Origin of the sequence: Micromonospora lutea, from assembly GCF_016863535.1 — a bacterium.
Taxonomy (GTDB): Bacteria; Actinomycetota; Actinomycetes; order Mycobacteriales; family Micromonosporaceae; genus Micromonospora; species Micromonospora lutea.
The window spans coordinates 195534-219521 of record NZ_BOPB01000005.1; the positions used below are offsets into that span (position 1 = coordinate 195534).

Annotated in this window: 20 protein-coding genes; 14 read left to right on the top strand and 6 right to left on the bottom strand. The window is 69.9% G+C overall.

Annotated elements, in window-relative coordinates; translation table 11 throughout:
• Nucleotides 1-375: 375 nt before the first annotated feature.
• From Vlu01_RS06195 to Vlu01_RS27825, 3 genes are all read left to right on the top strand, one after another.
• Nucleotides 376-2079, top strand: coding sequence for a glucuronyl esterase domain-containing protein (locus Vlu01_RS06195; RefSeq protein ID WP_203995281.1), 1704 nt, complete (start codon nucleotides 376-378; stop codon nucleotides 2077-2079).
• 243 nt (nucleotides 2080-2322) lie between these two features.
• The gene (locus Vlu01_RS06200; protein ID WP_203995285.1) at nucleotides 2323-3696 is read left to right on the top strand and encodes an endo-1,4-beta-xylanase; all 1374 of its coding nucleotides are present in this window, start codon (nucleotides 2323-2325) and stop codon (nucleotides 3694-3696) included.
• A 382-nt stretch (nucleotides 3697-4078) separates the two neighbouring features.
• Entirely contained in the window at nucleotides 4079-5245 is a 1167-nt protein-coding gene (locus tag Vlu01_RS27825) for a glycoside hydrolase family 12 protein (RefSeq protein ID WP_203995287.1), read from the top strand.
• A 786-nt stretch (nucleotides 5246-6031) separates the two neighbouring features.
• On the opposite strand, the gene Vlu01_RS06210 is transcribed toward Vlu01_RS27825, so the two are convergent.
• Nucleotides 6032-6808 carry an IclR family transcriptional regulator gene (locus tag Vlu01_RS06210; RefSeq protein WP_203995288.1) on the bottom strand — a complete coding sequence of 259 codons (777 nt, stop codon included), beginning with the start codon at nucleotides 6806-6808 and terminating at the stop codon, nucleotides 6032-6034.
• Nucleotides 6809-6854: 46 nt separating this feature from the next.
• Between Vlu01_RS06210 and eda the strand changes: the two genes are divergently transcribed.
• The 3 genes from eda to Vlu01_RS27470 are packed head-to-tail and all read left to right on the top strand — an operon-like array spanning nucleotide 6855 to nucleotide 8850.
• Nucleotides 6855-7493, top strand: a complete 639-nt coding sequence (gene eda, locus Vlu01_RS06215; RefSeq protein WP_203995290.1) for a bifunctional 4-hydroxy-2-oxoglutarate aldolase/2-dehydro-3-deoxy-phosphogluconate aldolase — start codon at nucleotides 6855-6857, stop codon at nucleotides 7491-7493.
• A complete protein-coding gene (locus tag Vlu01_RS06220; RefSeq protein ID WP_203995293.1) occupies nucleotides 7490-8593 on the top strand; it encodes a sugar kinase in 1104 nt (367 codons plus the stop codon). Before eda ends, Vlu01_RS06220 begins: the two co-directional genes overlap by 4 nt.
• Nucleotides 8594-8601: 8 nt before the next feature.
• Nucleotides 8602-8850 carry a mycothiol transferase gene (locus tag Vlu01_RS27470; RefSeq protein ID WP_239095728.1) on the top strand — a complete coding sequence of 83 codons (249 nt, stop codon included), beginning with the start codon at nucleotides 8602-8604 and terminating at the stop codon, nucleotides 8848-8850.
• 31 nt (nucleotides 8851-8881) lie between these two features.
• Here the strand turns inward: Vlu01_RS27470 and Vlu01_RS06230 are convergent, their stop codons facing one another.
• Nucleotides 8882-10411, bottom strand: a complete 1530-nt coding sequence (locus tag Vlu01_RS06230) for a hypothetical protein (protein WP_203995302.1) — start codon at nucleotides 10409-10411, stop codon at nucleotides 8882-8884.
• Between the two features lie 113 nt (nucleotides 10412-10524).
• Between Vlu01_RS06230 and Vlu01_RS06235 the strand changes: the two genes are divergently transcribed.
• Both Vlu01_RS06235 and Vlu01_RS06240 read left to right on the top strand, forming a co-directional pair.
• Complete coding sequence (locus tag Vlu01_RS06235; protein WP_203995311.1) at nucleotides 10525-11298, top strand: SIR2 family NAD-dependent protein deacylase; 774 nt, start codon at nucleotides 10525-10527, stop codon at nucleotides 11296-11298.
• A gap of 69 nt (nucleotides 11299-11367) precedes the next feature.
• Entirely contained in the window at nucleotides 11368-12216 is an 849-nt protein-coding gene (locus Vlu01_RS06240) for a DUF4253 domain-containing protein (protein ID WP_203995312.1), read from the top strand.
• 9 nt (nucleotides 12217-12225) lie between these two features.
• On the opposite strand, the gene Vlu01_RS06245 is transcribed toward Vlu01_RS06240, so the two are convergent.
• Complete coding sequence (locus Vlu01_RS06245; RefSeq protein ID WP_203995314.1) at nucleotides 12226-13071, bottom strand: endonuclease/exonuclease/phosphatase family protein; 846 nt, start codon at nucleotides 13069-13071, stop codon at nucleotides 12226-12228.
• 107 nt (nucleotides 13072-13178) lie between these two features.
• Nucleotides 13179-14573 (bottom strand): short-chain fatty acyl-CoA regulator family protein, encoded by a 1395-nt coding sequence (locus tag Vlu01_RS06250; protein ID WP_203995316.1) that lies wholly within the window; start codon nucleotides 14571-14573, stop codon nucleotides 13179-13181.
• A gap of 215 nt (nucleotides 14574-14788) precedes the next feature.
• Between Vlu01_RS06250 and aceA the strand changes: the two genes are divergently transcribed.
• Nucleotides 14789-16060, top strand: coding sequence for an isocitrate lyase (aceA, locus tag Vlu01_RS06255; RefSeq protein ID WP_203995319.1), 1272 nt, complete (start codon nucleotides 14789-14791; stop codon nucleotides 16058-16060).
• Nucleotides 16057-17664, top strand: coding sequence for a malate synthase A (aceB, locus tag Vlu01_RS06260; RefSeq protein WP_203995325.1), 1608 nt, complete (start codon nucleotides 16057-16059; stop codon nucleotides 17662-17664). Before aceA ends, aceB begins: the two co-directional genes overlap by 4 nt.
• A gap of 344 nt (nucleotides 17665-18008) precedes the next feature.
• Here the strand turns inward: aceB and sthA are convergent, their stop codons facing one another.
• Together sthA and Vlu01_RS06270 are read right to left on the bottom strand one after the other, a co-directional pair.
• Nucleotides 18009-19412 carry a Si-specific NAD(P)(+) transhydrogenase gene (gene sthA / locus Vlu01_RS06265; RefSeq protein ID WP_203995326.1) on the bottom strand — a complete coding sequence of 468 codons (1404 nt, stop codon included), beginning with the start codon at nucleotides 19410-19412 and terminating at the stop codon, nucleotides 18009-18011.
• Nucleotides 19413-19502: 90 nt separating this feature from the next.
• Nucleotides 19503-19895 (bottom strand): SCO5389 family protein, encoded by a 393-nt coding sequence (locus Vlu01_RS06270; protein WP_203995327.1) that lies wholly within the window; start codon nucleotides 19893-19895, stop codon nucleotides 19503-19505.
• Between the two features lie 191 nt (nucleotides 19896-20086).
• Between Vlu01_RS06270 and Vlu01_RS06275 the strand changes: the two genes are divergently transcribed.
• The 4 genes from Vlu01_RS06275 to Vlu01_RS06290 all read left to right on the top strand — a co-directional run bounded on the left by Vlu01_RS06275 (nucleotide 20087) and on the right by Vlu01_RS06290 (nucleotide 23960).
• Complete coding sequence (locus tag Vlu01_RS06275) at nucleotides 20087-20704, top strand: class I SAM-dependent methyltransferase (RefSeq protein WP_203995328.1); 618 nt, start codon at nucleotides 20087-20089, stop codon at nucleotides 20702-20704.
• A gap of 36 nt (nucleotides 20705-20740) precedes the next feature.
• A complete protein-coding gene (locus Vlu01_RS06280) occupies nucleotides 20741-21103 on the top strand; it encodes a metalloregulator ArsR/SmtB family transcription factor (protein ID WP_239095729.1) in 363 nt (120 codons plus the stop codon).
• Complete coding sequence (locus tag Vlu01_RS06285) at nucleotides 21100-21597, top strand: SRPBCC family protein (protein ID WP_203995331.1); 498 nt, start codon at nucleotides 21100-21102, stop codon at nucleotides 21595-21597. Before Vlu01_RS06280 ends, Vlu01_RS06285 begins: the two co-directional genes overlap by 4 nt.
• A 101-nt stretch (nucleotides 21598-21698) precedes the next feature.
• Entirely contained in the window at nucleotides 21699-23960 is a 2262-nt protein-coding gene (locus Vlu01_RS06290; protein ID WP_203995332.1) for a catalase, read from the top strand.
• The last annotated feature ends 28 nt before the right edge of the window (nucleotides 23961-23988 follow it).

Here is a 23988-nt window from a genome sequence, read left to right on the forward strand (position 1 = left end):
CGAGAATATTGGCAGACCTATCGAACAGGGTCAATAACCTGCCGGTGGCAATCTGGACTTTTGGCGCGTCCGGCGCAACCGAGATCGGCCCACTCGCCGCAATGTCGCTGGTTGGCGCGGGTTTGCGGGGGACTGCGGGGGAGGGTCGGGCGCGGATCAACCTGAAGCGATGGACGACGCATCCGGTCGCCTCCCGCCGCGGTGGCGGCCGGCAGCCCCGGCGGCGGTTGGCCGGGTCGCTGCGGGTTGGTGGCCGATAATCACCGAAACCATATTGACATGTTTCGTCGTCCAGGCCGAAACTTGCCGGAGCTGGTCATCGATGTCCGTCGATCTGAACCTGCCACCTTCGCCGTCTGCCCGAAGAGGTCTTCAATGATCACGATGCAGGGCCGTTCCCGGACTCGTTCGACGGCCGTCGTGCTGGCGGCGGTAACGGCACTCGCTCTCGCCGCGACGGCCTGGCTGGTGGCGCCGGCCGGTATGGCCCGGGCCACCGCCGGGCTCGCGGCCGTCTCGCCGGTGGAGGACGAGGGCTTCGACTGCCCGACATCGAACCCGAGTTCGCCCTCGTCGAATCCCAGGCTGCCCGATCCCTTCCGTAAGCTCGACGGGAGCCGGATCTCCACCAAGTCCGACTGGCGTTGCCAACGGGCCGAGACCAAGCACCTCGCGCAACGGTACGTCTACGGGGAAAAGCCGGCGAAACCGCAGACCGTCAGCGGCACGGTCTCGAACACCGCCATCACGGTGAATGTGACCCACAACGGCCGTACCGCGAGCTTCTCGGCTAGCGTGCAACTGCCCACCAGTGGCAGTGCACCGTATCCGGCCGTGGTCGTGCTGGGTGGATTCGGCGCGGACACCGCCACCATCAGGTCCGCCGGCGCTGCGGTGATCAGCTATGACCCGCTCGCGGTGGGGCGGGAAGGCACGCCCCGCAACAACAAGCAGGGCGCCTTCTACAACATCTACGGCTCCTCCAGCGGAAGCGGGCTGCTGGTCGCCTGGGCCTGGGGCGTGAGTCGGATCATCGACGTCATCGAGCAGTCGGGCGGTGGCATCCTGCGCGCGGACGCGACCGGCGTCACGGGGTGCTCCCGCTACGGCAAGGGTGCCTTCGTGACCGGGGCGTTCGACCAGCGCATCGCGCTGACCATGCCCATTGAGTCGGGCAGCGCCGGTTCGCCGATCTTCCGTGGCATCCCTGGCGAGTCCGGTGCCCAACCGCTGAGCAGCGCCTACGGTGAGCAGCCGTGGTTGGGTGACGCCTTCGGCTCGTACACCGGCAATCCGGCGAATCTGCCGATCGACACCCACCAGACGGTGGCCATGGTGGCTCCGCGGGGACTGTTCATCATGGACAACCCGCACATCGACTGGCTGGCCGCGCGCTCTTCCAGCGTCGCGGCGTTGGCCGGCGCGGAGGTCTACCGGGCGCTCGGCGCAGGCGACAACATCAGTTACTGGTCAGACGTCCAGGACGGCACGCACTGCGCCTCCCGGTCGGAGTGGCGTACCCCGTTGCAGCAGCACATCCAGAAATTCCTGCACAAGACGGGTAGCTCGGCGGGCGTCTTCCGGATCTCCAGCCGTAAGGCCGGCAACCTGTCCGAGTGGCGCGACTGGCAGACCCCGACCCTCGCCGACGGCCCGACCACCCCGCCGCCCACCACGCCGCCGCCCACCACGCCGCCGCCCACCACGCCGCCTCCGACGACGCCGCCCACCACCACCCCGCCGACGACGCCGCCCACCACTCCGCCGCCCACCACGCCTCCGGCCAGCGGTGCCTGCTCGGCGTCGGTGTCGGTCAACCAGTGGACGGGTGGCTTCGTCGCCACCGTACGGGTCACCGCCGGCTCGGCCCCGGTCAACCGCTGGGCGGTGGCCATGACACTGCCCTCCGGCGTCAGCGTCACCAACTCCTGGAACGCCGAGCGCAGCGGCTCCAGTGGCGCCGTCACCTTCCGCAACGTCAGCTACAACGGGTCCATCGCGGCCGGACAGTCGACCGAGTTCGGTTTCCAGGGCACCGGCACCGCCAGCGGGATGACGCCCACCTGCACCGCCGGCTAGTTCCCGGCGTGGCGAGTCAGTCACCGGGCCCGGCGATGATCGCCGCCGCACCCGGTGACGCTCCGAAACTTCCGGGCAAAGTTTCGGAAATGATTGACGTGCGTGAAATCCCGCTGCAATACTTCGGCCCAGTAAGGGCGCTGCGACCCTTTGGCCGGGATCGCGTCGTCAATCCCTTTCCTCACCCACAGTCCGGATTCATGCTGCCCTGAGACGGGCCACCGGACCCGGAAGGAGCGTCACATGGCCAACTCTTCCCGAGCACCCGGACGGTCGAGGCGACTGCGCACCGCGCTCGTGGTCTCAGCCGCCGTCGGACTGCTCGCCACTGCGGGCGCCGTGGTTCTGCCCGGCAGCGCCAGCGCCGCGAGCACCCTCGGTGCCTCGGCGGCTGAGCGCGGTCGGTACTTCGGCACCGCCGTCGCGGTGAGCAGGCTCAACGACTCGGCGTACACGACCATCTTGAACCGCGAGTTCAACCAGGTCACCGCCGAGAACGAAATGAAGATCGACGCGCTCCAGCCGAACCAGGGGCAGTTCAACTACGGCAACGCCGACCGGCTGGTCCAGCACGCCCGCAACCAGGGCATGCAGGTTCGAGGGCACACCCTGGCCTGGCACTCGCAGCAGCCCGGCTGGATGCAGAACATGTCCGGCACCACCCTGCGCAACGCCATGCTCAACCACGTGACCCAGGTCGCCACCCACTTCCGGGGTCAGATCGCCTGGTGGGACGTGGTGAACGAGGCATTCCAGGACGGGTCGAGCGGTGCCCGCCGTGACTCGAACCTCCAGCGCACCGGCAACGACTGGATCGAGGCGGCCTTCCGCGCCGCACGTCAGGCCGACCCGAACGCCCAGCTCTGCTACAACGACTACAACATCGACAACTGGAACGACGCCAAGACCCAGGCCGTCTACCGGATGGTCCAGGACTTCAAGAGCCGTGGCGTGCCGATCGACTGCGTCGGCCTGCAGTCGCACTTCACCGGCGGCTCGAACTACCCGAGCAACTACCGCACCACGCTGTCCAGCTTCGCCGCCCTCGGCGTCGACGTGCACATCACCGAACTGGACATCCGTAACGCGCCGTCCGACGCCTACCGCAACGTGGTCAACGACTGCCTCGCTGTCGCGCGCTGCAAGGGCATCACCGTCTGGGGCATCCGCGACTCGGACTCGTGGCGTTCGAACGAGAGCCCGCTGCTGTTCAACGGCAGCGGCCAGAAGAAGCCGGCGTACGACGCCGTGCTCGCGGCGCTGAACTCCGGCACCCCGCCGCCGACGGGCAACCCGACCACCCCGCCGCCCACCGGCAACCCGACCACCCCGCCGCCCGCTGGAAGCTGCACCGCGACGGTGACGCCCGGTCAGGTCTGGGGTGACCGCTACAACACCTCCGTGACGGTCAGTGGGGCCAGCACCTGGTCGGTGGTCGTCGCCATCACCGCGCCGCAGAGGGTCTCCTCCACCTGGAGCGGCAGCTTCAGCTGGGACGGCAGCGGAAACATCATGACCGTGCGCTCCAACGGCAGCGGCAACACGTTCGGCTTCACCACGATGATGAACGGCAACTCCAGCGCTCGACCGCAGATCAGGTCCTGCACCGCAGGCTGATCGAGCCGAGCACACCGGCCGTGCGGGGTTCGCCCCGCACGGCCGGCCCTCGTTCGGTCACAGCGTCGTCGGCGCGCCCGGCGGCGACCTGGCATTCATTGACTGCCGTCTGTCTGTCGTCGTACCGTCGCAGCGTCAGCCATCGTTGATGGGCAGGGCGACCGAGCCGGCGCCGTGTCCGCCGGGCGACTTTCCAGGGCACGGTCGCCAGGCGCGATGGGCCGCGACGGCCGAGGCCAGCGCCGTTGGCACGGTCCGGCCACGCACACGCCGCTGCCGGCTGCCGCCTCCGTACGTGGTCACAACCTGCCTGGCAGGAATCGGTTGTGAGCGCGAACAGTCCCGGTCGCCCGGACGGCGGCCGGGACTGAAGGAGAGAGCAATGGTGAAACGGAAGCGCATCGCCCTGCTCGCCGCCGCGGTGGCCAGCACCGTCGTCACCGCCGCCGTCGGAGTCGTTGTCGCGCACGCCGCAGGGGTGGGTTGCGCGGTGCGGTACGCGGTTTCCGCGCAGTGGCAAGGCGGCTTCAACGCCGACGTGACCATCACCAACCTCGGCGAGCCGGTGACGTCGTGGCGCCTGACCTGGGCGTACGCCGCCGGGCAGCGGGTGACGCAGGCGTGGAACGCCACAGTGACCCAGGACCTCGCGCAGGTGACCGCGGCGAACATGCCGTACAACGGGACGATCGGCCTCAACGGCACCGCGAACTTCGGGTTCAGTGGCTCGTGGAGCGGCAGCAACCCGGTGCCGACCGTGTTCGCACTCAACGGAGTCACCTGCACCGGCTCCAGCAACCCAGGTCCGACCCCGACGCCGAGCCGTACCACCCCTGGTCCCATACCCGACTGGCCGCCGGTCGGGCCGCTGTGCGACAGCAGTGACGTGATCGAGGTCGGCAGGTACTGGATTCCCAACAACCAGTGGGGTGCCGCCGACGCGACGGGCAGCCAGTGCATCTGGTCCCACGGCGGGCCCGGGAACCCCATCCGGTGGGGGACCAGCTACCACTGGAGCGGCGACCCGAGCAGCGTCAAGTCGTACGCGGCAGCGATCCTCGGCTGGCACTGGGGTTGGCGGCGATCGAACACGGGCCTACCGGTGCAGGTCTCGACCAACCGTGACGTCACCACCAACTGGCAGTTCACCGTCACCTCCAACGGCGTCTCGAACATGAATGTCGCGTACGACATGTGGTTCCACCCGATGGCCGACCCGGGCTCCGCGGACCAGCCCACCGACGAGTTGATGATCTGGCTCTACCGTTCCAACGCGTCGCCCGCCGGTAGCCGCCAGGGCACCGTCACCATCGCCGGCACCACCTGGGAGGTCTGGCGTGGTTACGTGGGCACCTGGAACGTCTACTCCTACGTGCGGACCAGCAACACCACGAGCGCGACCCTCAACATCCGCGACTTCACCAACGACGTGGTCTCCCGGGGCTGGATGAGCAGCTCGAAGTACCTGACCAGCGTCCAGGCGGGACCGGAGATCTTCACCGGCAGCGGCGAGGTCAACACGACGTTGTACCAGGTCACCGTCGGCTGAGCCGAGCCGGCCGGGTGTGATCGAAGGGCATCATTGACCGCTACCGTTAACACTCTTCAAGATTTGGCTGCTCGAGGAACCCAGCACCCGTAACGTCACGGCCGGTCATCGGCGGCTCAACAGCGACCGGTCGTGGCGGTGCGGCACCCTCACCTGCCTGGGGAAGGTCCTCGATGTCCTCACCACGTCCCCGGCCGCGTTCGGCCCTGGCCGCCGGTCTGCTCACGCTGGTCACCGCCGGTGCCACCCTCGCCGTAGCCCCCACCGCCGCGCAGGCGGTCTGGCCCGGGCGAACAACGTCAAGGTCTCCATCGCCATCGGCGGCCAGCAAGGCCGTTCCCGGCGTGCCCTTCTACAGCCGGCTGGCTACTACACCTACTCCCAGTTCGACCGGGCGGCCGGCCAGTGAGCGCACTGGCCGGCCGAGCCATCATGACGTTGCGTGACGGTGGTCGGTCTTCTGGCAGTTAGCTGACGGAACGTGAGGTCGCCGCCGACTCCCGGGTAGTGCTTCCACCGCCTTTGCTCTGCTTCAACCGACGCACAGGGGAGCTGAGCTGCGGCGATCCGGCGGTCAGAAACCAAGACAGTGCCCGCGTTCGACACCGAGGGTGACCGTTGCGTGGGTTGAAGCAGAGCAAAGCGCGACAGGGTACGAGGGGCGGGGGCGGCGGATGTTGCTGACCGTTACGGCTGCACCGGTCACGACCGCGGTCGTCGCCCGCGCGTTGAGAAGGTCGACGGCGGAGGCCGAACGGGACTGGGAGCGGCGGCGGGGAGGGCCGGCTACGCGGTCAGCATGTTGCGGGCCAGGGCGAGACCGCCGACCGTTTCCCGTAGCGCGGCGACGATCGATGTGTCGAGGCCGGGCCGCAGCCGGGTCACCGGCACCGAGATGCTCACCGCGTCGGCCGCGGGGGTCGCCAGTGGTACGGCCATCGCGAAGCACATGATGCCCTCGGCGTTCTCCTCGCGGTCGACGGCGTGGCCGGCCGTCCGCACGGCGGCCAGTGCGGCATGCAGGCCCTCGCGGTCGGTGATCGTGTGCGGGGTGAGTCGGGGCAGCGGCCAGGACAGCGTCCGGTCCACCTCGTGCTCGGGACGTTCGGCGAGCAGAGCCTTGCCGAGCGCGGTAGCGTGGGCCGGGAGCCGACGCCCGATGGCGCTGTAGAGGCGCAGCCGGTGGACCGACTCCCGTTTGGCGAGGTAGACAACCTGGTCGCCGTCGAGTCGACCGAGGTGAACGGCTTCGCCGAAGCGACGGGACAACTCGTCCAGAACGCCGGACAGCAGACCGACAAGGTCGTCCCCGTCGAGGTAGGCGGCACCTACCCGCAGGGCGCGCAGGCCGAGCCGGAACCGGGTGCCCGTCGCGTCGGTCCGCACCCAGCCGCGGCTGGTCAGCGTCCGTAGCAGGCCGTGCAGGCTGCTCTTCGGGATGCCGAGCGCACGGGCCAGATCACCCAGTGTCCAGGGGTGTGGCTGATCGGCGAGCAGTTCGAGCAGGTCGAGGGTGCGCCCGGCCGACTTGACGGGCTGGAAGTCGTCGGGCGCGGTGGACACGGGGCCACTCTAGCGAAGGGCGTACGCCTCCAGTAAGGTCACGTATGTGACCAACGTTCATGACTCTGAACACCTCCCGGTTGGCCGGGTGCTGCCGGTGGTGGTGCTCGACGACGCACGACTCGCCGATCCGCTCGGGGACGCCCTGGTCAAGGGTGGCTTGACGGCGGTCGAGGTGACCCTGCGTACCGCTGCGGGGTTGGATGCCATCGCGGCGCTCGCCGCCCGCGGCGACCTGACCGTCGGCGCCGGCACGGTGCTCACCGTCGAGCAGGCCGAGCGGGCGATCGCGGCCGGTGCCCGGTTCGTGGTGACCCCCGGCTTCGCGCCGGCTGTGGTCCGCGCCTGCCAGCAGGCCGGCGTGCCGGTGGTGCCCGGTGCCGCCACCGCCACCGAGATCCAGATGGCTCTCGACGCCGGCCTGAACGTGGTCAAGTTCTTCCCCGCCCAGCAACTCGGCGGCGCAGCGATGATCAAGGCCCTCGCGGCACCGTTCCGCGACGTCCGGTTCATCCCCACCGGCGGCATCACCGCCGCGGTGATCGCGGACTATCTCGCCCTGCCAGCGGTCCTGGCAGTCGGGGCGAGCTGGATGGTCTCCGCCGATCTCATCGCGGGCGAGCAGTGGGACGAGATCACCGCCCGCACGCGGGAGGCGCTGACCGCCGCCGGAGGTGCGGCGTGAGCGCGGTGAACCCCCGCCCGAAGGCCGACTGCCGCTACGACCTGGTCTCGCTCGGCGAGGTCATGCTGCGGCTCGACCCGGGAGAGGGCCGGGTCCGCACCGCTCGCCAGTTCCGGGTCTGGGAGGGCGGCGGCGAATACAACGTGGCCCGGGGCCTGCGCCGCTGCTTCGGCCTGCGCACCGCGGTCGTCACCGCGTTCGCCCGCAACGAGGTCGGTCTGCTGCTGGAGGACCTGATTCTGCAAGGCGGCGTCGACACCAGCTTCGTCACCTGGCTGCCGTACGACGGGATCGGCCGCACCGTCCGCAACGGTCTGAACTTCACCGAGCGTGGCTTCGGCGTCCGCGGCGCCGTCGGCACCTCCGACCGGGGCCACTCCGCCGCCAGCCAGCTCAAGCCGGACGACGTCGACTGGGACCACCTCTTCGGCACGCTCGGGGTGCGGTGGCTGCACACCGGCGGCATCTACGCCGCCCTCTCCGAGACCGCCGCGCGGACCGCCGAGGCCGCGATGACCGCTGCTCGCCGGCACGGCACCATCGTCTCGTACGACCTGAACTACCGGCCCAGTCTCTGGAATGCCGTCGGCGGCCAGGACCGCGCGCGAGAGGTGAACGCGCGACTCGCCCGCCTGGTGGATGTCATGATCGGCAACGAGGAGGACTTCACCGCCTGCCTCGGCTTCCCGGTGCCGGACACCGACATCCACAGTGGTGCGCTGGACGCCGGCAACTTCAAGGCGATGATCGAGGCGGTCGTGCGGGCGTACCCCAACTTCAAGGTGGTGGCGACCACCCTGCGCGGCGTGCGCAGCGCGACCGTGAACGACTGGGGCGCCGTGGCCTGGGCCGGCGGCGCGTTCGCCGAGGCCACCCACCGGCCCGGCCTGGAGATCCTCGACCGGGTCGGCGGCGGCGACAGTTTCGCCTCCGGGCTGATCTACGGCCTGCTCGAACGCGACGGTGACCTGGCGCTCGCGGTGGAGTACGGTGCCGCGCACGGTGCGCTGGCGATGACCACTCCGGGTGACACGTCGATGGCCAGCCTGGCCGAGGTGGAGGCGTTGGTGCGTGGAGCCGGTGCCCGCGTGCAACGCTGAGCCCGAAGGTGCCGCAGTGGCCGGAGCCGGGCGTTGACCGAGGCGGAACGCTGGCATGCTTCGGCCATGGCTTTCCCCCTGATCACCGCCGACGACGTGCAAGACCAGCCGTTGCGGGCCCAGTTCGAGGCGTTCCTCGACGAGCATCGCGCCGCGGCCCGCTTCCGCTGCGCTGGATCTACCTGCACGTGCTGCGCGAGTTCGCCCAGCACTGTGGGCACGCGGACATCCTCCGCGAGCAGATCCTGTCCGAGTGACCCCGCCCGCGCCGCATGCTCGTCGCCCTGGTCAGCGGCCGGGCCGCACGGCGTAGAAGCCCCGCCACGGCGCGCCGCCACCCCACAGTTGGTAGCCGCCGATGAGCGCCAGCAGGTAAGCGGCACCGGCAAAGCCGGCCAGCAGCCAGCCTCCCCCGGCCAGTACGGCCAGTGCCAGCAGGATCTTCAGGTGCCTGACGGCCGGCTCGGAGAAGCCGAGCGAACTGAGTCTGACCGGGCTCAGCTCGTAGTTGCGGGGCGGCCGGCTGCGGGCGGTGCTCGCCGGCCAGAGCCGTCCCACCCCGGCCGCGTCGACCAGGTACATGCGCCGCAGTCCCGGACAGCGCCGCAACTCGACCCGTAGCGGTGCCCGGCCACCGTGCCACGGGTTGCGGTCCAGCCAGCGCACCAGTCGGCGATCCCAGACGATCCGCTGGTACCAGGTTCGACCATCGCTGCGGATCTTGAGCCAGAACGACGTGGGTTCGGTGCCCCAGTGCAGCTCCGCCACCGTGACGTGGGCCTCGGCGGGCCGACCACGGCGCAACGCGCCCAGCGCCCAGCGGCCGAGCCGCCAGGTCCACGCCCAGGCCAGCACGATGCCGGGCAGCAGCACCAATTGGACAAGCACGCTGCGGCCCCGTGGCTCGATCTCGAAGAACTCGCGGTATTCCGGCACCGCCTCGTCTGGTCGGGTCGGGTCGTACCGCAGCGGCACCTGACCGCCTTCGGGATAGCTGTCGGCGTCCCGGGGCGTCCACCGCACCCACCAGTCGACACCCGTACCGTCGGAGAAGGTGACCTCGATCCGGTCATCCGCACCGAGCCGGGTCGCGGTGACCGTGCCCAGCGCGCTGCCGGTGAGCAGCGCGTCCTGCTGCCGTTCCCAGAGCGCCAGATGCCAGACCATGCCGGCGATGGTCAGCCCGAGCAGCAGCCAGCCGGCCATGACCTTCCAGATGGCGAGGTTCGTCCGCTTCGGCTCGTCGACCGCCGCTGCGACCCGCACCGGGGCCGGCGGCTGGAACACGTGGTCCCACTCTTCGAGGAAGCCGCGGATCCGTTCGGCAACCGCTGCCTGCTCGGGATCAACAGCAGGTGGCGGCGCCACCTCCTCGGCCCGGCCACGCACAATGGGCAGCAGGTGATAGAGGGCGATACCGAAGAAAACGACCGAGCCCCCGGCCAGCCACATCCAGAGCTGCTCGTCGGTGTAGAGGGTGTCCGCCGACGGGCTGCTGACCGTGCCTGCCACGGTCGTACCGTCTTCCAGAGGTTCACGGAAGCGATCGTGAATCGTCACCACGTCGATGTGGACGGCACCGTCGGCCGAGACGAACGGGCCCGAGCAGGTCCACTCGGGGCCGTCGTCGGTGTCGGCGTACACGCAGTCCTCGACGGTCATCTCACCGGCCAACCCGCCGTGCTCCGCACGGAACGAGTCGATTGCGGTGGTGGACAGCCAGATCGCGCAACCGATGCAGACGGCGACGAGCGGAAGCAGCAACCAGTCGTGAAACTCCAGTTCGCGGATCCGACGCAACGGCCCTCCGATCGGCATCGTCTGGTGGCGGCGGCGCGGTGGCCGACACTGTAAACGACCTTGGCGAACAGCCTGCCCACGTCGTCGCCGCCCGCAGGCCCGCAGCACGCGAGCCCCGATAGGCTCCACGGATGACGGAACCGGAAACGGCTCGGGCTGCGGCGCTGCTCGGCCAGGCACCGCGGGTGGTGGTGTTCACCGGCGCGGGCATGTCCGCCGAGAGTGGCGTGCCGACCTTCCGCGACGCCCTCACCGGTCTCTGGCAGCGCTACGATCCGCAGGCGCTCGCCACACCGGAGGCGTTCCACGCCGACCCGGAACTCGTCTACGGCTGGTACGAATGGCGACGCCAGACGGTGCGGCTGGCTGAGCCGCACGCGGGACATCGGGCCGTAGCGGCGATCGAAAAGCGCGTTCCGCAGGCCGTGCTGGTCACTCAGAACGTTGACGACCTGCACGAGCGGGCCGGTTCGGTCGCCCCGCTGCACCTGCACGGCAGCCTGTTCGCGCCGCGCTGCTCCCGGTGTTCCCACCCGGTACCGGTTGCCGACGACACAACGCTCGAGCCAACCGAGGGGCGTCGCATCCCACCGCCGCGCTGTCCGCGCTGCGCGGCACCCGTCCGCCCGGGGGTGGTGTGGTTCGGCGAGGCGTTGCCGCCCGAGGCGCTGGAAGCCGCCGTCGAGGCCGCCGCCAACTGCGACCTGCTGCTGACCGTGGGCACCTCCGGCCTGGTCTATCCGGCCGCCGAGATTCCCCAGGTCGCCGCACGACGCGGTGCCACGGTGATCCAGATCAATCCGCTGCCGACGCCACTGGACGAGGTGTCCCGGGTCAACCTGCGCGGCCCGGCCGCCCAACTGCTTCCCGCCCTGGTACGCGACGCCTGGCACGATCCTGACTAGGGACCGACTTTCCGCTGTCCCGGCCCGTCGGGTGCTGACTGTTCGATCCGATCGCTATCCTCACGCCTCGTGACGTCGCCGTTGAACGAGATGCCCGCTGACCTGGTGGAGTTGTTCGCGGACGGGGAGTCCCGGACGCTGACGCTGGCCGTGCCGTTGCCGCCTGGGCGGACGGTACGCGGTGACAAGGGTGACGGTGAGCGGCCGGTGTTGTGGGTGAGCGACGGCCCGGCGCCGGCCGGGCTGTGGCCGCAACTGCACGCGGCACACGAGGCGTCCGGGCTCTGGCCGTTGCTGCTTGACCAGCTCGACGGTGACCGTTCCTGGCCTGGCGAACTCTGGTTGGAACGGACATCCTCGTTCGCCCAGCATGATGTCGAGCGGCTCCTCGCCGGTTGGTGGGCGTCCCATACCGGCACCGACGACGAGGACGACATGTTTTCGCCGGCGGAACGGATCGCCATCACCGCCCCGTACGGTCAGGACTGGCCCGGTCCGGCGCCGTCGGCCCGGCCGCGGGTGACGCCGCAGCGGCACGCCGACCACTGGGCCGAGCAGTTGGCGCAGACCCAGCCCACCATGCGCCTCGGCCTGGTCGCTGCGGAGCGGGGTAGCGCCGCGCTGGCCCCCATGGGCTGGCAGGGGGCGATCAACTACGCCAGCAGCACCAGCGAGCTTTCCCTGGTGCTGGCCAGCTGGGAGGACCGGTTCGGGGTACGGGTGATCGGCGTCGGGTCGGCCGAGTTGTACCTCAGCGTCGCCGCGCCGCCGGGGGACCTCGCCGAGGCGCTGCCGATCGCCGCCGAGCACTTCGCCTTCTGCCCGGACAACATCTGGCAGGGCCAGCGTCCGTGCACGCTCGCGGGTTACGCCGATCGTCTCGTCGACGCCCCGACCTGGGCATTCTGGTGGGACTGAACGGTCCGCTCAGGCAGCGGGGTCCGGCTGTCGGCTGGTGGTGAGGGTGACCAGGAAGGCGGCGTGGTCGGTGGTGCCGGCCATGCCGATCGACCTGGTCGAATCGATGGTGACGTCGGCTGTGGCCATGAACTGCTGCACCCCGCCGTCGTGCCGGTGCCGGTAGTCGGCCGGCACGCAGGTTTTCACGTCGGGGGAGCCGCCGTGCCGAAGGTTCAGGTCGCCGCTGACCACCGTGGGCTGGTAGCGGGTCCGGGCGTGCAATCCGGGAATGGCCACGTCGAGTAGGTGCGCGCACTGAGCGAGGGCGAGCGTGGCGCTGGTGTACGCCAGGTGCGTGGTGCAGGCGAAGTAGACGGTGCTGGCCTCGACGCAGAGCCAGGCCCGTTGCTCCGGGTCCGCCGGGTCCTGCGCCGGGTAGAACCCGTTGTGCACGGTGTGCCCACCCTCCGGCACCGCGATGTGCGTCAGCACCCCGACGCCGTACTGCTGCCCGTTGACGCAGCGGTACGGGTCGCCGGTGCGGCCGTTGCGCGCCGGCTGGAAGGCGGCCACCACGGTACCGTCGTGCACCTGGGTCATCGCCTGCTCCAACGCCGCCATGTCACCGGAGCAGATCTCGTTGAGGGTGACCACGTCGGGCCGCTCGGCGCGGATCACCTCGGCGGCCCGGTCGACCGACCGTCCGGTGTAGCAGCCCTTCGCCATGCCGCTGTTGCAGAGGTTCATCTGGAGCACCCGCAACCGGGTGGTCTCGGCGGGACGTGCCACCGAACAACCGGCCAGCACCGCGGCGACGAGTATCAGGCTGACGACCAGTGGTGGCGGTGGAACCCGGTACGGACGACCAGCCATGCACCTGCCCCATGCTCGTGAAGACCGCAAGCGTACCGGCACCCGCGGCCCGACCGGCCGTAAGCGGCGTGCCCCGTCCCCCCCCCCCGGGGGAGTGGGCGGGGTGGTTAGTCGCGGAGGGGGTACGGGATGAAGGTGCTGCGGTTCTCGTCGAGGTCGAGTTGGCGGCTGATGGGCGGGGCGGCCCGCTGGGGGCAGGTCATCCGTTCGCAGGTCTTGCAGCCGGGACCGATGGGGGTGGCGGCCTCGGCGGCGTGCAGGTCCATTCCGGTGGAGTACACCAGCCGGCTGGCGTGGCGCACCTCGCAGCCCAGTCCGATGGCGTACACCTTGCCGGGTTGGCCGTAGCCGCCGTGGTGCCGGGTGATGGTGCGGGCGATCCACAGGTAACGCTGCCCGTCCGGCATGGCGGCGACCTGGGTCACCACCCGCCCCGGTGCGCCGAACGCCTCGTACACCGTCCAGAGCGGACAGGTGCCGCCGGTACGCGAGAACGGAAAGCCGGTGGCTGACTGACGCTTCGACATGTTGCCGGCCCGGTCGACCCGGACGAAGGAGAACGGCACTCCGCGCGCCCGGGGCCGCTGCAACGTACTGAGTCGGTGGCAGACCGTTTCCCAGCCCATGCCGTAGTGCTGGGTGAGCAGGTCGATGTCGTAGCGACGCTGCTCGGCGGCGGTCAGGAACTGCTCGTACGGCAGGATCAGCGCCGCCGCGAAGTAGTTGGCCAGACCGACCCGGGTGAGGATCTGGGTTTGCACGTCGTCGAACTCCTCCGACTCGACGATCTCGTCGATGACGTCGGCGAACTCCAACAGCGCGATCTGCGCCGCCATCCGCATCGCCTCCTGCCCGGCGCGCAGCGACGTGGACAGGTGCAGGGTGCGGTTCTGCGGACGGTACCGGTGCAGCTGCCCGGCGAGTGCGGCGGCGTCCTCGCGAACGACGTCCACACCGTGCCGCTGCGCCAGCCGGTCGCGCAGCAGGGCGCGGACCTCGCCACGACGCAACCCCATCCGCCCGGCCAGCCGCTCGGCCTCCTCGTCGAGGTCCGGTACGTAGTTCTGTCGCCGGTAGAAGAACTCGGTGACCTGGTCGTGAGGGCTGCGGCCGATCCGCTCGCGGTCGCCGACCAGCTCGGCGAGTTGCTCGTCGGCCTGCTGGTAGCGGCGGTGCAGCTCGATGACCGCCGCGGCGACCTCCGGCAGCCGGGTGGCCAGTTCGGTGAGTTCGGCCAGACCGGCGCGCCCGGGCAGCGCCTCGCGGAGCCCGGCGACCAGTCGAGGGGTGTCGTGCGCGGCGAACACGGTCGGGTCGACGCCGAACAGTTCGGTGATGCGCAGCAACACCGGGACGGTCAGTGGCCGGGTGTCGTGCTCGATCTGATTGAGGTAGCTCGGGGAGATGCTGAGGTGCCGGGCCAGCTCCGTCTGGCTGAGCCCACGCTCCTCGCGCATCCGGCGTAGCCGGGCCCCGGCGAAGGTCCTGGCGATGGTCCTCACCTCCCTGTCCGGCGAACTGATCCGGAAACATTAGCACTGCTGCGAATAGGTGCTTTCACAACTTCGCAGAATGGCTCGTCGACTTTTCAATAATTGGCTCTTTCCGTCTCTCGACCAGCTTCGGCGTGCCGTGTGACCGTGGGTTGCACATCCGGCGACCGGTGTTTGGCGCAGCGTCACCGGGTGCTGACGGAATTCGAAGGGAATGAGAAACGATGGTTACCGCGGTCGAGCAGTTGCAGCACGAATGGGACACCAACCCTCGCTGGCGGGGTGTGCGGCGCAGCTACCGCGCCGAGGACGTCGTGCGGTTGCGTGGCGCGATCCAGGAGGAACACACCCTGGCCCGGCACGGCGCGAACCGGTTGTGGCGGCTGCTGAACAGTGAGGACTACATCCACGCCCTCGGTGCCCTCACCGGCAACCAGGCGGTGCAGATGGTCCGGGCCGGGCTCAAGGCGATCTACCTCTCCGGGTGGCAGGTGGCGGCCGACGCGAACCTGGCCGGGCACACCTACCCCGACCAGAGCCTCTACCCGGCCAACTCGGTGCCCGCAGTGGTGCGTCGGATCAACAACGCCCTGCTGCGCGCCGCGCAGATCACCACCGCCGAGGGCGACACCTCCGGCGTCGACTGGCTGGCGCCGATCGTCGCCGACGCCGAGGCCGGCTTCGGCGGCGTGCTCAACGCGTACGAGCTGATGAACGCGATGATCGCGGCGGGTGCCGCCGGGGTGCACTGGGAGGACCAGCTCGCCAGCGAGAAGAAGTGCGGTCACCTCGGCGGGAAGGTGCTCATCCCCACCGGTCAGCACATTCGCACCCTGGAAGCGGCCCGGCTGGCCGCCGACGTGGCGGGTGTGCCGTCAGTGGTCATCGCCCGCACCGACGCGCAGGCCGCCACCCTGCTGACCACCGACGTCGACGAGCGGGACCAGCCGTTCGTCACCGGCGAGCGCACCGCCGAGGGCTTCTACCGGGTCCGCAACGGCATCGAGCCGTGCATCGCCCGGGGGCTGGCCTACGCTCCGCACGCCGACCTGCTGTGGATGGAGACCAGCACGCCGGACCTGGAGGTCGCCCGCCGCTTCGCCGAGGCGATCAAGTCCGAGTACCCGGACCAGCTGCTCGCCTACAACTGCTCGCCGTCGTTCAACTGGCGCAAGCACCTCGACGACGCGACCATCGCCAAGTTCCAGCGGGAACTCGGCCACATGGGCTACAAGTTCCAGTTCATCACCCTGGCCGGCTTCCACGCCCTCAACTACTCGATGTTCGACCTGGCCCGGGGCTACGCGGCGGACGGCATGTCGGCGTACGTTTCGCTCCAGGAGCGGGAGTTCGCGGCCGAGCCGGCCGGCTACACCGCGGTCAAGCACCAGCGCGAGGTGGGTACCGGTTACTTCGACCTGATCAGCACGGTGCTGAACCCCGCCGCCGAGACCACCGCCCTGCGGGGGTCGACCGAAGAGGAGCAGTTCGCGTGAGATACGAGATCATCGGCCCGATGGCCGAACGGTTCGACGAGGTGCTCACGCCCGAGGCGCTGGAGTTCCTGGTCGCGCTGGACAGTGAGTTCGCCGCCCGCCGGGTGGCCCTGCTGGACACCCGCCGGGCCCGCCGCGACCGTTACGCCACCGGCCAGCTGCCCGACTTCCTGCCGGAGACGGCGGCTGTCCGCGACGACCCGACCTGGCAGGTGGCACCGCCCGCCCCCGGCCTGGTCGACCGGCGGGTCGAGATCACCGGGCCGCCGGACCGCAAGATGACCATCAACGCGTTGAACTCCGGCGCCAAGGTGTGGCTCGCCGACTTCGAGGACGCCACCGCGCCGACCTGGCACAACGTCATCAACGGTCAGCTCAACCTGATCGACGCCCTGGACCGCCGGATCGACTTCACCGACGCCCGTGGCAAGCGGTACGCGCTCGGCGAGGAGCTGGCCACGATCGTGGTCCGGCCGCGCGGTTGGCACCTGGTGGAGAAGGGGATCGTGGTGGACGGGCGGCCGATCTCGGCCAGCCTGGTCGACTTCGGGCTCTACCTCTTCCACTGCGCCCGGCGGCAGCTCGACGCCGGCAGAGGCCCGTACTTCTACCTGCCGAAGCTGGAAAGCCACCGTGAGGCGCGGTTGTGGAACGACATCTTCGTCTTCGCCCAGCGCTACATCGGGCTGCCGCAGGGCACCATCCGGGCCACCACGCTGATCGAGACGATCACCGCAGCGTTCGAGATGGAGGAGATCCTCTATGAGCTGCGGGAGCACTCGGCGGGCCTGAACGCCGGACGGTGGGACTACATCTTCAGCGTGATCAAGAACTTCGGACAGTGGTCGGACTTCGTCCTGCCGGACCGCGCCGAGGTGACGATGACGGTGCCGTTCATGCGCGCGTACACCGAACTGCTGGTGCGCACCTGCCACCGGCGCGGCGCGCACGCGATCGGCGGCATGGCCGCCTTCGTCCCGGCCCGTGACCCGCAGGTCAACGAGACGGCACTGGGCAAGGTGCGGACGGACAAGCAGCGCGAGGCCGGTGACGGCTTCGACGGCTCCTGGGTCGCCCACCCCGGCCTGGTGGCGACCTGCCGGGAGGTCTTCGACGGGGTGCTGGGCGAGCGCCCGAACCAGCTCGACCGGCGTCGTGACGAGGTGACGGTCACCGCCGCCGAACTACTCTCGGTGGACAAGACCCCGGGCCAGGTCACCGAGGTGGGGGTGCGGGCCAACGTCGCGGTGGCGCTGCGCTACATCGACGCCTGGCTCGGTGGCGCGGGTGCGGTGGCGCTGTGGAACCTGATGGAGGACGCCGCCACCGCCGAGATCGCCCGCTGCCAGCTCTGGCAGTGGTTGCACCACAGCACACCGTTGGCCGGTGGGGGTGCGGTGACCGAGGAACTGGTTCGCTCGATGCTCGCCGAGGAACTGGCCGCCCTGGTCGCCGAGCGTGAGGCGGCCGACCGGGAACGCGCCGAGCAGGCCGCGCGGATCGTCGAGGAGACCGCCCTCGGTGAGGACCTGCCGTCGTTCTTCACCACCAGCGCGTACGCCCGGCACCTGGGAGTCACCCGGGAGCCGGCGCTGGCGCGCTAGCCAGGCCGGATCCAGGTTCCGGATCGCGGCCCCCGGTCCTCGCCGGGGGCCGCGACCCGTGCCCGGACCGGCAACCCTTCGGCCGTCACTGTCTGCGTTTGCCGCCTCTCCTCGCCTATGTTCCTTCGCACGCTTTGCTCTGCTTCAACTCACGCAACGGTCACCCAGCGCGACTGGCCGGTCGGGTGCGGCCGGCGCGACGAGCGTGGAAAGGCCCAGCTCAGACCGCTGTTGCGTCCGTTGAAGCAGAGCAAAGTGCGGATGGGGGAGAGTGGGTCGGTGGGGTATCGCCGTCACGGATGGTGGCTGCGCCCGGAGGGCCTGCCGTCACTCGCGGTGTCGCGTCAGCGGTCGAGGCGGGTGATGTTGCGGATCTTGTTGGCCGCGTCCAGGGCGGCCACCTTGTACGCCTCGGCCAGCGTCGGGTAGTTGAAAACCGTGTCGATCAGGTAGTCCACCGTGCCACCACAGCCCATCACCGTCTGCCCGATGTGGACGATCTCGGTGGCGCCGGTGCCGAAGACGTGCACGCCGAGCAGCCGGCGGTCCTGCGGCGAGACGAGCAGCTTCAACATGCCGTACGAGTCGCCCACGATCTGGCCGCGCGCCAGCTCGCGGTAGCGGGCGATGCCTACCTCGAACGGGGTCGCGCTGTCGGTCAGTTCCTCCTCGGTCTTCCCGACGAAGCTGATCTCCGGGATCGTGTAGATGCCGATCGGCTGCAGCTCGTGCATCGGGCGCTCCGGCTCACCGCAGGCGTGCTGCGCGGCCAGTCGTCCCTGTTCCATCGAGGTCGAGGCGAGCGCCGGGAAACCGATCACGTCGCCGACGGCGTAGATGTTCTCCACCGCGGTGCGGTAGTTCGCGTCGACCTCGATGCGCCCGCGCCGGTCGGCGCTCAGCCCCGCCGCTGCCAGGTCCAACCCGTCGGTCTGGCCCTGCCGGCCGGCCGAGTACATGACGGTGTCCGCGACGATCTTCTTACCGCTCTTGAGGACGCACAACGCGGCCGTCTGGTGCTTCTCGACCGAGGCCACCTCCTCGCCGAAGCGGAACGTCACCGACAGATCCCGCAGGTGGTACTTCAGCGACTCGATGACCTCCTCGTCGCAGAAGTCGAGCATCCGCTCCCGGCGCTCGACCACGGTCACCTTCGTGCCGAGGGCGGCGAACATCGAGGCGTACTCCATGCCGATCACGCCCGCGCCGACCACCACCATGCTGCGGGGGACGGTCTGAAGGTTGATGACCCCGTCGGAGTCCACGATCGTCCGGTCGTCGAAGTCGACGCTGTCCGGTCGGGCCGGTCGGGTGCCGGCGGCGATGATGGCCTTGTCGAAGGTGATCCTGGATTCGCGGCCGGAGTCGCCGTCGATCCAGACCGAGTGGGCATCGGCGAACCGCCCGGTGCCGGTGATGATCGCGACCCGGTTGCGGGCGAGCTGGTGACGGATGACATCGGTCTGCCGGTTGATGACGTGCTGGGTCCGGGCGGCCAGATCGCTGACCGTGATCTCGTCCTTGACCCGGTAGCTGCTGCCGTAGAGATCTCGCTGGCTGAGGCCGGTCAGGTAGAGCACGGCCTCACGGAGGGTCTTGGACGGCACGGTGCCGGTGTTGATGCACACTCCGCCGAGCATGTCGCGGCGCTCCACCAGACCGACCCGCCGGCCCAGCTTCGCGGCGGCGATGGCGGCCTTCTGACCGCTGGGCCCGGAGCCCAGCACCAACAGGTCGTAGTCATACATGATCGCCAGCGTCGCAAAGGTGTGCCACTGCGCGCCAGACCTGCCATCCGGCGGGCCGAGGCTCGGCCGGCCCGCCGGGCCTGGCTCAGATCAGCAGTTGCGCAGCTCCGGTGACTGGTTGAGCAACTGCCCCCGTACCGAGATGAACCGGCGGTAGGTGTCGGAGTCGACGGCGGAGGGTCGGAACGCCGCGATCCGGTGGCAGTTCTGGAAGGCGAGCTTGACACCGAAGTGACGCTCCAGGCTGGACCTGATGGCGTCACTGGCCAACGCCCGCAGCAGTTGGCCCCGCTCCGCCTCGCTGGGCGGGGGCACCTGGTTGTCGGTGAACTCGGCGTCCGAGGATGCCAGTTCCGACACCACCCGGTGGACGGTCCGCCAGGCGTACGGCAGTGACTCGCGGACGCAGGCCAAGAACGCCTCGTCGTCGACGGGTCCGGACTCGGCGGCCCGCAGCAGGCTCGGCGACACGGTGAGAGACATGATCCTCCTTCGATAATGACAACGATTGTCGTTACCAATCTGTGCCGAGCAGATCACGTCGTCGTCGGGCTGTCAACGTTGACGGGCCGGGTCGATGAGCGCCGTCGTGACACGATGCGGCCGGTGGTCGCGTCGGATTGCCGGCCACCGCGCGCCGGCCGCTCGCCGGGCGGGACGGGCGGGAGCGGTGGATGCCACGACGGGAGCGACTGGTCCGGTACTGGGACGGTCAGGCGGCAAGCTACGACCGGAAGGTCGCCTCGGTCGAGCGACGCCTGCTCGCCGACAGCCGGCGCTGGGTGTGCCAGCGGGCGACCGGATCCACTCTCGAAGTGGCCGTCGGCACCGGCCTGAATCTGCCGTACTACCCCGACGACGTGGACCTCGTCGGGGTCGACTGGAGTCCACGGATGGTGCGGGTCACCCGACAGCGGGCCGTCGGGCTCGGTCGCGAGATGACGCTGCTGCCGGCGGATGCCGCCGCGCTGCCGTTCGTCGACGGCCGGTTCGACACCGTGGTGTCCACCTTCGCCCTCTGTTGCGTTCCGGACGAGCGGGCCGCCCTCGCCGAGTTCGTGCGGGTGCTGCGGCCCGGCGGCAGCCTGCTGCTCGCCGATCATGTCGTGGCGTCCAACGTGCTGTTGCGCGCCGTTCAGCATCTCGTCGACCTGGTCAGCGTGCCGACCCAGGGGGAGCACTACACCCGACGTCCGCTGGACGTCGTGCGCCAGCTCGACCTCACGGTGGTGGCCTCGGAGCGCCTGACGCACGGTGCCATCGAACGCGTGCACGCCCGTCGAACGAGCTGACCGACAAAAGCGTAACCGATGGGTTACGCTTCAATCGTGGACGACATTGCCGCCGCGATCGCCGATCCGGTCCGGCGACGCATCCTCGAACTGCTGCGTGAGCGCCGGCTTCCGGCCGGGCGCATCGCCGAGCAGTTCGAGATCAGCCGACCGGCGATCAGCCGGCACCTGCGCGTACTGCGCGACAGCGGTCTGGTCCGCGACACCGTCGTTGGCCGCCAGCGCCGCTACGAGCTGGACCCGACCCGGCTCGCCGACCTGGCGCGGTGGCTGACCCAGTTCACCCGGACCGACCTCTGGGAACGCCGTTTCGACGCCCTGGAGACCGAGGTCTTCCGTGCCCGCCGCGACCGCCGCACCGGCGACTCGCCCTCCAACCCACAGGAGCGCACCGCATGAGCCGCACACCCACCGGCCGCCTCTTCGGCGTCGACGACGGCATCGACCTGGTCCTCACCCGTACCTTCCCCGCCGCGATCGACGACGTCTGGGCCAGCCTCACCGAGCCGGAACGCACGGCACGATGGTTCGGCCCCTGGGAGGGCGACGCCGCGCCCGGCCGTACCATCCGGGTACGAATGGCCCTCGAAGAGGGCGCGCCCTGGTCCGACATGACGATCGACGCGTGCGAGCCACCCCGGCGGCTGGCCGTGACCATGCGCGACGACCATGGCCACTGGGCGCTGGAACTGCTGTTGACCCCACAGAGCGAGCGGACCGAGCTGCGGTTCGTCCACCACCTCGTCGACACCACCGGCATCGGTGAGGTGGGGCCGGGCTGGGAGTACTACCTCGACTGCCTGGTGGCTGCCCGCGACGGCACGGCGCTGCCGGCGTTCGACGACTACCACCCGCCGATGAAGGCGTACTACGAGCAGCTGCGGCCGGAGTGATCGAGGCTACCCACATCCGCTCGATTCGCTCCGTTTTGCTCGGTCTGCTCCGGGTACCGCCCTGGCATCTGGCTCTCGTGTCCCAGGAGGTACCCGTCAACATGAATGCCCGCAACCCCGCCAAGGCGGTCAAGGATGTTGTGGAGGCCGCGGCGGAGAAAGTGACCGACGCCCTCACCCCGGAGGTGCCCGGTGCACCGGGCAGCGCCCCGCCGCCCCTCGACGAGCCGACGACGCCACACGAACCGCTGCCGCCGAAACCCGAACAGGGTGCCCCGCAGACCCGTACGCCGACCGGGGCGGAGACCGGCGCGCCGGCCGCCGCCTACGGCCAGCAGGGTGCCTTCCTCACCACCGCGCAGGGCGCGCGGCTGCGGGACACCGACCACTCCCTCAAGGCCGGGCCGCGAGGACCGGTCCTGCTCCAGGACCACCACCTGCGAGAGAAGATCACCCACTTCGACCACGAGCGCATCCCCGAGCGGGTGGTGCACGCCCGGGGTGCCGGTGCCCACGGCGAGTTCACCGCGTACGGCACCGCCGAGGCGGTGACTCGGGCGGGTTTCCTGGCCAAGGGGCGGACCACCGAGGTCTTCGTCCGCTTCTCCACCGTCCTGGGCTCGCGCGGATCGGCCGACACCGTCCGGGACACCCGGGGCTTCGCCACGAAGTTCTACACCGACGAGGGCACCTTCGACCTGGTCGCCAACAACATGCCGGTCTTCTTCATCCAGGACGCCATCAAGTTTCCCGACATCATCCACGCCGGGAAGCCCCACCCCGACCGGGAGATCCCGCAGGCGCAGAGCGCGCACGACACCTTCTGGGACTTCGTCTCGCTGCACACCGAGGCGCAGCACCACGCCATGTGGAACATGTCCGACCGGGGCATCCCGCGTTCCTACCGGACGATGGAAGGCTTCGGCGTCCACACCTTCCGGCTGGTCAACGCCGCCGGGGAGACGGCGCTGGCCAAGTTCCACTGGAAGCCGAAGTTGGGCGTGCACTCCCTGGTCTGGGAGGAGGCCCAGCTGCTCGGCGGCATCGACCCGGACTTCCACCGGCGTGACCTCTACGACGCCATCGAGGCCGGGGCGTTCCCCGAGTGGGAACTCGGCCTCCAGGTCTTCCCCGACACCCCCGAGGAGACGTTCGCCGGCATCGACCTGCTCGACCCGACGAAGATCGTGCCGGAGGAGCTCGCACCCGTACAGCCGGTCGGCAAGCTGACCCTGAACCGCACCCCGAGGAACTTCTTCGCCGAGACCGAGCAGGTCGCCTTCCACGTGGGGCACCTGCCGCCGGGCATCGACGTCACCAACGACCCGTTGCTGCAGGGCCGGCTCTTCTCGTACGTCGACACGCAACTGACCCGGCTGGGCGGGCCGAACTTCGCACAGATCCCGATCAACCGGCCGCACGCCCCGGTCAACGACATGCTGCGCGACGGCTTCCACCAGCACGCCGTCCACGCCGGGGTGGCACCGTACCGGCCGAACTCCCTCGACGGTGGCAACCCGTTCCCGGCCGGCGACGACGACCACCCCTTCGTCGACCTGCCGGTGCAGGTCACGCAGGCCCCCAAGGTGCGCGCCAATCCGGTCTCGTTCGACGACCACTTCAGCCAGGCCCGCCTGTTCTGGCTGAGCATGTCCCCGGTCGAACGGGAACACATCATCCGGGCGTACACCTTCGAGCTGGGCAAGTGCTACCACCAGGCGATCAAGGAACGTCAGCTCCAGTGCCTGGCCAACATCGACCCGGTGCTCTGCGCCGAGGTCGCCACCGGCCTCGGTCTGCCCGCGCCGGAGCCGACCGTGCCGTTGGCCGACGTCGAGCCCAGCCCCGCGCTGTCCCAGGTCGGGCGGGAGTGGCCGGCCGACGGCCGGATGGTCGGCATCGTCGTCGGCCCCGAGGCCGACCTCGACAGCGTCCGGGCGGCCCGCGAGGCGATCTTCGCCGCCGACATGGTGCCGCTGCTGATCGCGCCGCACGGCGGCACGATCGGCGACCTGCCCGCGCAGCGGAGCTTCGCCACCGGCCGCTCGGTCGAACTCGACGCGCTCCTGCTCGCCTCGGCACCCGCGCCGGCACCGGACGCGTTGCCGGCCCGCGACGCCAAGGCGGGCGCGACCGGCTCGGCCAGCGTCGACCCTCGGGTGCTGCTGATGGTCGAGGAGTGCTGGCGGCACGCCAAGGCCATCGGCGCGTGGGGGACCGGCGTCGTGGCCCTGGAGCAGACCGGTGTCCTCGGCACGTCCGGCGTGGTCACCGGCGACGCCGCGAGTGAGGTTTTGGCCGGTGTCCAGCAGCTCATGGCCGCACACCGGGTCTGGGAGAGGTTCCCCGCCTCGGTCGCCTGACCCCGCATCCGAGCCATACCGCTTCACG